General features: G+C 65.7%; 11 protein-coding genes. 3 read left to right on the top strand and 8 right to left on the bottom strand.

From position 1 onward, the window contains the following. Positions 1–141 precede the first annotated feature (141 nt). The gene (locus VGT00_08415) at positions 142–969 is read right to left on the bottom strand and encodes an MqnA/MqnD/SBP family protein (protein HEV8531426.1); all 828 of its coding nucleotides are present in this window, start codon (positions 967–969) and stop codon (positions 142–144) included. A gap of 23 nt (positions 970–992) precedes the next feature. On the opposite strand from VGT00_08415, the gene VGT00_08410 reads away from it, so the two are divergent. Next, positions 993–1,574, top strand: a complete 582-nt coding sequence (locus tag VGT00_08410; protein ID HEV8531425.1) for a TetR/AcrR family transcriptional regulator — start codon at positions 993–995, stop codon at positions 1,572–1,574. A 66-nt stretch (positions 1,575–1,640) separates the two neighbouring features. On the opposite strand, the gene VGT00_08405 is transcribed toward VGT00_08410, so the two are convergent. From VGT00_08405 to VGT00_08395, 3 genes are all read right to left on the bottom strand, one after another. Next, on the bottom strand, positions 1,641–2,057 hold the full coding sequence (locus tag VGT00_08405) for a hypothetical protein (GenBank protein HEV8531424.1): 417 nt from the start codon (positions 2,055–2,057) through the stop codon (positions 1,641–1,643). A gap of 70 nt (positions 2,058–2,127) precedes the next feature. Next, the gene (locus VGT00_08400; protein ID HEV8531423.1) at positions 2,128–3,504 is read right to left on the bottom strand and encodes an MmgE/PrpD family protein; all 1,377 of its coding nucleotides are present in this window, start codon (positions 3,502–3,504) and stop codon (positions 2,128–2,130) included. Beyond that, the gene (locus VGT00_08395; GenBank protein ID HEV8531422.1) at positions 3,505–4,593 is read right to left on the bottom strand and encodes a MaoC family dehydratase N-terminal domain-containing protein; all 1,089 of its coding nucleotides are present in this window, start codon (positions 4,591–4,593) and stop codon (positions 3,505–3,507) included. 267 nt (positions 4,594–4,860) lie between these two features. Here VGT00_08395 and VGT00_08390 point away from each other — a divergent pair, with 267 nt between their 5' ends. Further along, entirely contained in the window at positions 4,861–5,346 is a 486-nt protein-coding gene (locus tag VGT00_08390) for a GGDEF domain-containing protein (GenBank protein HEV8531421.1), read from the top strand. Positions 5,347–5,521: 175 nt separating this feature from the next. Beyond that, entirely contained in the window at positions 5,522–5,782 is a 261-nt protein-coding gene (locus tag VGT00_08385; GenBank protein ID HEV8531420.1) for a hypothetical protein, read from the top strand. A 292-nt stretch (positions 5,783–6,074) separates the two neighbouring features. Here VGT00_08385 and VGT00_08380 read toward each other — a convergent pair whose 3' ends face one another. The 4 genes from VGT00_08380 to VGT00_08365 all read right to left on the bottom strand — a co-directional run. Continuing rightward, positions 6,075–7,223: a site-specific integrase gene (locus VGT00_08380; GenBank protein ID HEV8531419.1), complete on the bottom strand. Its 1,149-nt coding sequence runs from the start codon at positions 7,221–7,223 to the stop codon at positions 6,075–6,077. Positions 7,224–7,282: 59 nt separating this feature from the next. After that, positions 7,283–7,936: a hypothetical protein gene (locus VGT00_08375; GenBank protein ID HEV8531418.1), complete on the bottom strand. Its 654-nt coding sequence runs from the start codon at positions 7,934–7,936 to the stop codon at positions 7,283–7,285. A gap of 147 nt (positions 7,937–8,083) precedes the next feature. Next, positions 8,084–8,275, bottom strand: a complete 192-nt coding sequence (locus tag VGT00_08370; GenBank protein HEV8531417.1) for a hypothetical protein — start codon at positions 8,273–8,275, stop codon at positions 8,084–8,086. Positions 8,276–8,373: 98 nt separating this feature from the next. After that, a partial coding sequence (locus VGT00_08365; GenBank protein ID HEV8531416.1) for a tyrosine-type recombinase/integrase occupies positions 8,374–9,430 on the bottom strand: 1,057 nt, incomplete at its 5' end.

Here is a 9,430-nt window from a genome sequence, read left to right as displayed (position 1 = left end):
GAGGCGCCATCAGGACGCTGGCGCTACGAAAATGGGCCGGATCAGGATTCACGAAGTGCCGGAATCGGCGATGAAGCTGTACCGGTCCGTGTTCAGGCGGAGGGTTGCCGGATGAAGATCGGGCCAAATCGCAAATCCCGGCTAGATGGGATCGACGGGAGGAATGGCGGGGATCAGCTTCTTGGCGTGAGCCATCGCGTAGAGGCGCTCGAGGGCGGCCTTGCCGTCGGGGCCGAGCCGCTTCGTGTAGTCGTTGACGTACATGAGCACGAACTTTCGACAGGTCTCCTTGTCGATGCCGCGCCCGTAGCGCATGGCGTACTCGAGGGCCTCGTCCACGTTGTCATAGGCATAGTCGATCGAATCGCGGAGGGCCTGGGAGATCTTCCGGTGCATGGCCTCCCCGAGATCGCGTCGCATCACGTTGATGCCGAGGGGTAGAGGCAGCCCGGACTCGCGCTCCCACTCCTGCCCCATGTCCAACACCTTCACGAGTCCCATCTGCTGATGCGTGATCTGTCCCTCGTGGATCAGCAGCCCGAGATCGGCCTGGCCCTCGAGCACCGCCTTGGGAATCTTGTCGAAGGCCACCTCGATGATGGGCGGATCCCCGACATAGAGCCGGAGGAGCAATGCCGCCGTGGTGTGGCTGCCCGGGATGGCGATGACCTTGTTCTCGATCTTTTCTCGCGCCACGGGCTCCTTTCCCACGAGGATGGGACCATAGCCCTTGCCCATGGACGCGCCCGGATCCATCATCCGGTACTGCTCGTGCACCATGACGTACGTCGCCGCCGACACGGCCGTCACCTCGAGCTCGGCGGTGCGGGCGCGGCGATTCAGGGACTCGATGTCCTCGAGCACGTGCTCCACCTCGAGGCCCTCCGCCTTCACCTTGCCGGCGGTGAGCGCGTAGAACATGAAGGCGTCGTCGGGGTCGGGGCTGTGGCCGATCCGGATCAGCGTCATCAGGTCTCCCTGGGAGTCTCCCGGTGAGCAAGATCGCCACGCGCGAGCGGATCTTGCACGCGGCCCTCGAGGTATTTGCCCGCAAAGGGTATCACAGGGCCGTGGTCGACGACATCGTCCGCGCCTCGGACACCTCAAAGGGCGCCGTCTACCATCACTTCCCGAACAAGGAAGCGCTCTTTCTCGCCCTCGTAGACGACTTCGCGGCGCGCCTGGCCGATTCGGTTGCCCACGCCATCGCGGGCTCACAGGGCGCCCTGGCCAAGGTCGAGGCCGCGCTCCGCGCGGGTCTCGAGACCTTTGCCGGGAACCGTGACCTCGCCCGCCTGCTCCTGCTCGAGGCCGTGAGCCTGGGCCCCGCCTACGAGACCAAGCGGACGGAGGTTCACGAGCGCTTTGCCGCCCTGATCGGAGGCTATCTCGACCAAGCCATTGCCGAGGGCGCCATCCCCAAGCTCGACACTCGCGTGGCCACCCTGGCATGGCTCGGCGCCGTCAACGAGATCGTGATCCAGTGGCTTTCGCGCGGCGAGCCCGATCTGCTGGCCGAGGCCGTTCCGGCCTTGACGCCCATGCTGCTCAGAAGCATCGGCGCCCGGTCCTGAGCCAGGAGACGAGACGGCGCGAGGATCCCTTGGTGCGAAAGGCGGCTCAGGAGCGGAGAAGGTCGATCAGCGGAGAGCGGGAGCGGAGGTCGGCTTGGCGGTGGCTCGGCGCTCGGCAGCCGTGGGGCCGCCCCAGGTGATCGCGAAGCCAAAGCTCAGCCATCCAGGCTGACGAACGCCCTGAGGGTGGTCATTGTCCCCGCCTACCGGCGAGCTCCACCCGGCCAGTCCCATGCGCCCGGTCGAGGTCTCCGTCGAGAAGGGCTCAATGAAAGCCGGATCGTAGTTGACGACCGGATCACCCCGGTAGATGTTCGCGTCCAGGGGCCGCGTCACTTCGCTGCCCGGCGCCTCGGGGCGGAGGATCTGGAACTTCGGGGGCGCCGCGGGAGCCGTCGCTTCGACCTCGACCGGCTGCGCCATGGCGAAGCTTGCGCTCGCGAGGGTGACCGAGAAGGCGCCGAGCCAGATGAGCTTCTTCATGAACATGTATCGATTTTCTCAGATACGGTTGGTGGCGGCAAGCGATTCTTGACGCATTGTGCTCGCCGAGTTACGCGGCACCGCGGCAGAGAGCAATGGTCGAGTGGAGGTCGGCCACGCTTTCCATCCCGAGGATGCCGCGCTCGAGCGCGGCGATCCGCAGAGGCGGCAGCGCATGGGCGGCATTGTCGCGGAACTTCGCCAGCACCTCGTCGGGGGCGATGGGCCGATCCGGACCACCGCGCTGGCTGTCCTCACGCGCCTCGAGAGTCCGCCCGTTCTTGAGACGCACTTTGACCCAGCCCGGGAAGGTGCGTGGAAAGGTGGAGCTGGGGTCGACCGTATGTCTCACGCGCGCAGCCAGGGCGAGCAGGCCCGGATCGCCGATGCTCTCCTGGCTGAAGACGCCGATGTCCACCCGCTCGCGGGCGAGGGCGGTGGCGATGCCGAAGGGCAGGCTGAACTTCGCGTCATAGGGCGTGCGCGGCCGGAGCTTCGCCTCCCTGGGCTCGCAGACGATGGGTACCTCGCCCGCGGGCACCAGGCACTCGACCTCGTCCACCTGCTCGGCCTGCAGTCCTTTCGTCCGTTTCAGCTGGAACACCGCATCGAGATAGGCATGGCTGAGATGGCAGCACGGGTAGAGCTTGAACGAGCTCCGTACCGTCTCCCATTCATCGCCGAGACCCTTCAGCTGCGTCGCGATATCGATATGCTCGCCGAGGGCGGCCCGGAGAAAGCCGAATCGACCTTCGAGCCCCGTGGCCGGCCCCGTGAAGCCGCCCTGGGCCAAGATGGCCGCCTGCAGTCCTGACTGGGCCGCCCAGCCAGGATGAAGCCGCTTGACCCAGGAGCCATCCTCGAGAAACTCCATCACCCCGGAGGCCATGCTCGCCGTGATACCCAGCGCGGCGGTCAGGCCATTGGCATCGAGCCCCAGGCATTTCCCTGCCGCCACCGCGGCGCCGAAGGGACCGCATACGGCCGTCGCATGCCAGCCTCGCTCATGGAAGCGCCCGCGCGCCGCCATCCCGATCCTGATCATGGTTTCATACCCGGCCACAAGAGCGGTCAGGGCTGCCTGGCCCGTCAGATGCTCCAACTCCGCGATAGCGAGCACGGCGGGCACGAGTACCGCCGAGCCGTGACAGATCGAATCCGCATGGGTGTCGTCGAAGTCGAGCCCGTGGGCCATCGCCCCATTGGCCAGGGCCGCCTGGGCTGGCCCGCTGGTCAGCGATGAGCCCACCACCGTGCAAGGCCCCGCCTCCCCCGACCGCGCGATCAGGGTCAGCACGGCGGGGACATGGTCCTCACGCGCGCCCGCCAGGGCGCAGCCCAGGGTGTCGAGCACGCGGAGCGCGGCATTCTCGCGGACGGAGACGGGAATGTCTTCCGGCCGGAGACGCGCCGCCCACTCCGCCAGGATTCGCGCCGCGGGCGGCATCTAGTTGGCTCGCCGGGGCAGCGCGATCGTCGCCGACCCCTTTGCCGTGATCTCGCTTCGCTGGTTCTCCGCGACCAGATCTATGTCCACGAGCGCCTCCCCCCCTTCCTCGCGCCGGCCCGTGACGATGCCACGGCACCACGTGGTGTCCCCGATGAGATTGTGACGGCGCACCTGGGCCGAGAGCCTCCGGAGCTGGCCGTCATGGCCCATCCAGTTGGTGCACACGTGCCCCAGCCATGCCACGCGCTCTGGACCATAGTCATAGGCGCCCGGCACCCCCACCGTTCGCGCGAAGGGCTCGTCCCAGTGCACGCGCTCGGGCGGCTCCGGAACGCCAAAGGCATTCGGGATTCCCAGCGCCGGATGACGCGCGAAGAGGTCGAAGGCGAGTCCATGGGCGCGCACGTAGAGACTACCCCAACCTTGCACGAAGGCCACCACCGAGGTGACGGTGAGAGGGCCCTTGCAGACGGTGGGCAGCGCCTCGCCGATGGCCACATCCTCCCAGATCCTCGGGACGCTGCCGCGGATCTCCTCGACCTGGTAGGCGTGCGCGATGCGGCGGATCTCTTCCTCGGTGTACCGGTGCGGCTCCGTGGCCCCGTACTTGCCCCTCTCGCGCGCCGTGTCCCGCTCCGTGCGAAAGCACCACGAGTCAGCCTCGCAGACGAGCTCGCCACGCTGGTTCTCGAACGTCGTTCGGTAGACCTGCTGGATGGCGCGCTGGGCGAAGGCCGAGGGCTTCTCGACCAGCTCCCTGAGTACGCTCTGGCCGACCACGCGATCGCCTTCGCGGATGGGCCGGCGCCACCGAAAGTCCGTTCCCGCATACATGGCGTGTATGCCCGGGAGCCCACCGACATAACCCGAGACGATGCGGTCCATGGCAAAGAGAAGGGTGGGTGGGGCCACGCGCCCCTCCGCCCAGAACGGGTTCCTGTCCCCTATGCCATGCGCCCAGTGGCGGATGGCATCCCGCGTGGCGACCTCGATGTACGGCTCGGGTCGCGGCACCGCCTTGCCGATTCGTGAACGGAGCGCCTCGAGGGCCTCGGGCGTGATAGTCGGGAATCGAGTGGTGGGCATGCCGCAATTGTGGTGGGGCCTCAGGCGAGGGTCAAGGCATGACGGTTGACGTTCGAGCCGACACGGTGCCCGCTCTTCGAGCTGAACGACGGCCTCTGGCCATCGCGAGGGGGAGAGCTGGGTCAGAGTCGGTCGGCGCGGTCCTGGCTCCCTTGGGGCCGCGCCTGAGGGGGACTCCCCGGAGGACCCCGATTTCGTGTATTCTGCTGGTCCGCCCCAGCCGGGAGCCCGGGCCTGGGCAATACCCTATTGAGAGGGGATTCGGCCGTGCCCGACTTCATGGATCCGGCAAGCGGCGTCTTTGGGGAGGAAGCCTTTCACCAGCTTCTGACCCGGGAGGCCTCCCGCGCCACCCGCTACCAGGACTTCTTTTCCGTCTGCTTGGTTCAACCCGACGGTATCGGTTCCGTGTCGGACGAAACCATGCAGCAGGCTGTCTCCCGCAAGATCGCCCAGTTCCTTCGCTCCACCGACGTCGTCGCCCGCACTCGCGACGGCATCGCCATCCTGCTCCTCAATACGCCGGACCACGATGCCACCCGGGTGGCGGAGCGCATCCGCTCCCACGTGGAAAACGTCTCCTTCCAGCCCGATCCCGCCGCGGCTCCCCGTCGGGTGACGCTTTCCGTGGGCCTCGTCTCCTTCCCTCGCGACGGCCACAACGAGACCATGCTGCTCACGCGCGCCCAGTCCAGGCTCCAGACAGCCGCCCAGCGTGGCGGCAATCAGGTCATCGCGAGCAACGGCGTCTAGCAATCTGTTTCGCGCCTCCTATCCTCGAGTCATGCTCTTTGACTCGGGAGTCTCGTCCCGCTAAGACAAATTTTCCGGCCCAATCCGCGCCTGAAGACAGGCATTTGGACCTTTATGCCGCGTAAAGTACTGATTCCGTGTCGGCAAGCAATTTGCTCCAGTTGTCGAATCGATCATGGCCAGCACCATCGTCGGGGTCCTGCTGGAACGTCACCGTGACCACATTGTATTGGCCAACGGTACCCGGATTTTCCTTGAAGAGGGCGTCACCTCCAACCTGTTGCCGGTCGGAGCCACCTTGACCATTCTCTGCACGGTCCAAGGGGAAAAGAAGCTGGCCCACTACATTCTGGTGAATCCAGACTGGCTATTTGACTCGCTCGAAGCTTTGGCTACCGGGCATGACCGTCCGGCCCCCCGTCCGGGCCGGGGCTAACGCCGGTCCCTGGAACAGGCATTCTCTCCGAGTTCACGGGCTCGCCCGGTTGGTCGCAACTCGTGAGCCCAACGATCGAATAAAATTGACCCTCGATCTTGTCGCGGCGCCGCACGAATCGTCGGCACGTGCAGCCCCGCGTCCCCGGGCCCGATCAGCGCATCCCTGAGAAACGAAACCCGACGGGCTCTAACACCCGTCGGGTTTCATGCCAGAAGTGGTGGACGATACTGGACTTGAACCAGTGACCCCCGGCATGTGAGGAAAGGGCCGAGCCCCGAAATCCTGCGTGCTAACCTCGCGGCGCATTTGCCTTCCGCTTTTGCCGAAGCGGTGTCACCTGCCCCATTGTGGCCGCGATTGTGGCCGAGACGGGTTCGGCGAGTTTCCGCGCCGCCTCCTGCAGGTCCGCCGGGCTGACGATGTTGTACCGGTCAAACATGGCCCGGGTCTTGTGCCCCGTGATCGTCATGGCCACGCGCTCCGGGATCCCCCGGTTCACCATGTTCCTCGCCGCAGTGCGGCGGAAGTCGTGGCGCAGCATCCCAGCATAGCCGGCTCGATCACAGGCGGTCCTCCATGCCCTCCGGAAGTCCTGGCGTTGCTTGCCGCGGTGCGGCTTCGTGAAGTGCGGGAAGAGCCACGGGATCACCCGTTCGAGCTCCCTCCCGAGCGCCTGGACGCGCTCGAGGTGGGCCGTGAGCATCTCCTTGAGCTCAGGCGTGAGATATACGATCCGGCCCTCGTCGGTCTTCGTGCTGCCGGGGTCGAGGCGGATCGCGCCAGCGGCCAGGTCGAGCTGCCGAGTCTCGAGCGAGAGCACCTCGTCGAGGATCCGCCAGCCGAAGGTGTAGGCGAGAGAGATCGCGACCTGGAGATCCGCCGGCAAGTGTGTGCGCACGGCCGCATAGGCGTCGGGCTCGAAGAAGCCACTTCGCGCGGCCGCTTCCTTCGGTTTGTGGACGATCGGGAGGCGCGCCACCTTGCCATTTTCGAGGCCCAGGCGGAGCATCCGAAGCAGCACGCCGACCTCGCGATTGATCGTCCCATTGGCAGGACGCCGACGGCTCTTCTTCTTTGGACTGACGATCTCCTCCTCCTGGCGCTGGACGATGTAGCGCGTGATGGCCGCGCCGGTGATATGGCTCGCCCGGGCGCCGCGGAAGGCGCGATCCAGGTGTTTGAGCCGCCAGCCGGCCTCCGTGAGGTCACGAGCTTCCGTCGCTTGGTAGTGCGCGAGGAGATCCTTCCGGAGCTCGTCGTACGTCACGCGCGCTGACCGCGCGACGACGGGCTCCTTGAGCGTGACGCGGGCCTCGTGCTCTTTGAGCATCCGCTTGGCCACAGCCTCGTCGGCGGATTCGGAACTCATCCGCACCCTGCCCCCGTCCTGGTAGAACTGGATCCACCACACGTTGCCGCGCTGGTAAAGATGGCCCATCAGGACCTCCTCTCTCTCGTGGACTTCCTCGCGTAGACGGCGGCGATCATCGGACACACTTACTTGACCGCGCGTGCATTCACGGCCTCGAAATGATGAATTAGCTCAAGAGCGCTATTGCAAGCTTCAACGGCTTGCGCCTTCACCGCATGTGCGCCGGTGTGAACGATGGCGTTGCGGAGATCAGCGCGCCGCACGTACGCTTCCCAGAGCGTCTTCTGGTCTTGACGAAGTTCGTCACCAGAGAGCGCGCGGTAAAGCTTGTAGAGCATGTCGTGTTTGAGAGTTGTGCTCCGCGCAATCTGGTCGTTCACCCATGCTCGGATACCGTCGGCGAGATTGTGACGGCGAAGTAATACAGTAATGATGTCGTCCGTAGCAATCTCGCATGCGGTCTGCGCCATGATGACGGCGACGTCGTCCTTATCGGCATCGAGAAATTGTCGAGCGATCGCCAAGACGTCGTAGTGGTACGGCAAGACGGGGTCCTGCCAATTCTGATACAACTGCTTCGTTGCGGCGTTCATGTATCCGCGCAGCTGGTCCTCGTGGTGCTTCCGGAATGCCGCCCCGAAAAACTCGGGGCCTTGCATCCAACCAGTCGGCAAGTCTTCGGGGCTCGCTTCCGGGTCCGGCGGGCCCTGTTGCTCTGTCGCCATCACCCGCCCCCTTCCCCCAAGCCCCTCGAGCTGCTGGCGGAGCCAGCCGATCATGGCTTCAAGACCGTGAGGCTCACGATCTGCCACATGTTGTTCGGCAGCTAGGGTCCCGCACGCCCTGCTCGACCTCGTCCTCTTCGTCGTTTCCATCAGGAGTCTCGATGATCACGGAGACGTGGTAGGTCGCCATTGTGTTGCTCCTTATTCGAAGAATTCGGTCAGCAGCTCCCCATCCACCCCGGCCAACACCCGGAGCCGCTCGGCCACGAAGGCGAGGCCATCTTGCGCGTCGTAGCCTTCGAAGTCGGCGACCGCGAGCGCGCCCACGATGTTGCCGAGGCCGAGCAGCTCGTCGCACGTGGCGCCGTCGTGGTGAGACTGAGACGGCTTCACGCGCTCCTTCCTTTTCCGACCAGGGATCAGCTGTAGGACCGGCGCGGGAGCCTTGCTGCTCTCCGGGATGCCGATAGGCCGCTCGCCATTTCCGTCATTCATTTGAGAAGTTCCTCCATCCGCGCGAGACTCGCGGGGTTGATGTGGGAATACATCAGCGTCGTCGTGATGCTGGAATGGCCGAGCAGTTCTTGAACCTCTTGCAGGTCCGCGCCCCGGCTTCGCAGTCGGCTGGCGAACGAATGCCGAAGCGCGTGCGGATGGACCCGGCGCCCGAGAATCTCCTCGGAGCGCTCGACCACGAGCCGGTAGACACTCCTGGTCACTAAGGGTTCTCCAGGACGCCGTGCTCGGTAGCCGCCCCGGTCTCCGTTGGCATTCACGAAGAGCCACGGCAGCGTCGTATCCGCGACGAGCTGGGGGCGCGCGTCCCGCAGGTAGGCTTCGAGAATTCGACGGAGTCGCCGGACGACGGGGAGCTGCCTTTGCTTGTCACCTTTGCCGATGACCCGCAGTCGGCAGCTTTCCAGATCGAGTGCATCGAGCCGCACACGCACGAGCTCCTCAAGGCGCAGGCCGCAGAATAGGAACGTGCCGAAGACGGCATGATCGCGCCGGCCGAGTGGCGTCCGCAGGCGGGCGAGGCCGGCGAGCAAACGCTCCTGCTCGTCCTGTGGCAGATAGACCGGAAGGCGCACCGGCTCCTTGAGCGAGATGACGTCGCGAGTCGCGTCATTGGTCGCGACGCCCTCGCGACGCAAGAATATCCAGAGCGCCGACAGGGTCGAGACGGCTCGGTTGATCGTGGCTGGCGCCGCCCCGCGCTCCCGTAGCATGGCCATGTACAACTCGATTTCACGGAAGCTGAGGTCATGCGGCCGCGGGCAGCCGATCTGCTCAGCGAACGGGATGAATTCACGCAGATCCGACGCGTAGCCACGGATCGTATGGGGCGAGCGGCCGCGGTTCTCAAGCCACGTGAGGAAGGGGTCGACGGTCTGCGCGAGCGGCATGTTCTCGGCTCGGGTGCTCTGCACCCGCATCGCCCGGGCCAGAGCCGTCACGGTGGACGTTGGAACAGGCAGCGTGCTCACTCCGCGGCCGGGGCCGGTTCGGCCTTGCAAACCGCTCATCGAGGCAGCTCGCGGGCCTCGT

The organism is Candidatus Methylomirabilota bacterium (assembly GCA_036002485.1).
In the GTDB taxonomy this organism is placed as follows: Bacteria; Methylomirabilota; Methylomirabilia; order Rokubacteriales; family CSP1-6; genus AR37.
This window is presented reverse-complemented; position numbering and strand designations above follow the sequence as displayed.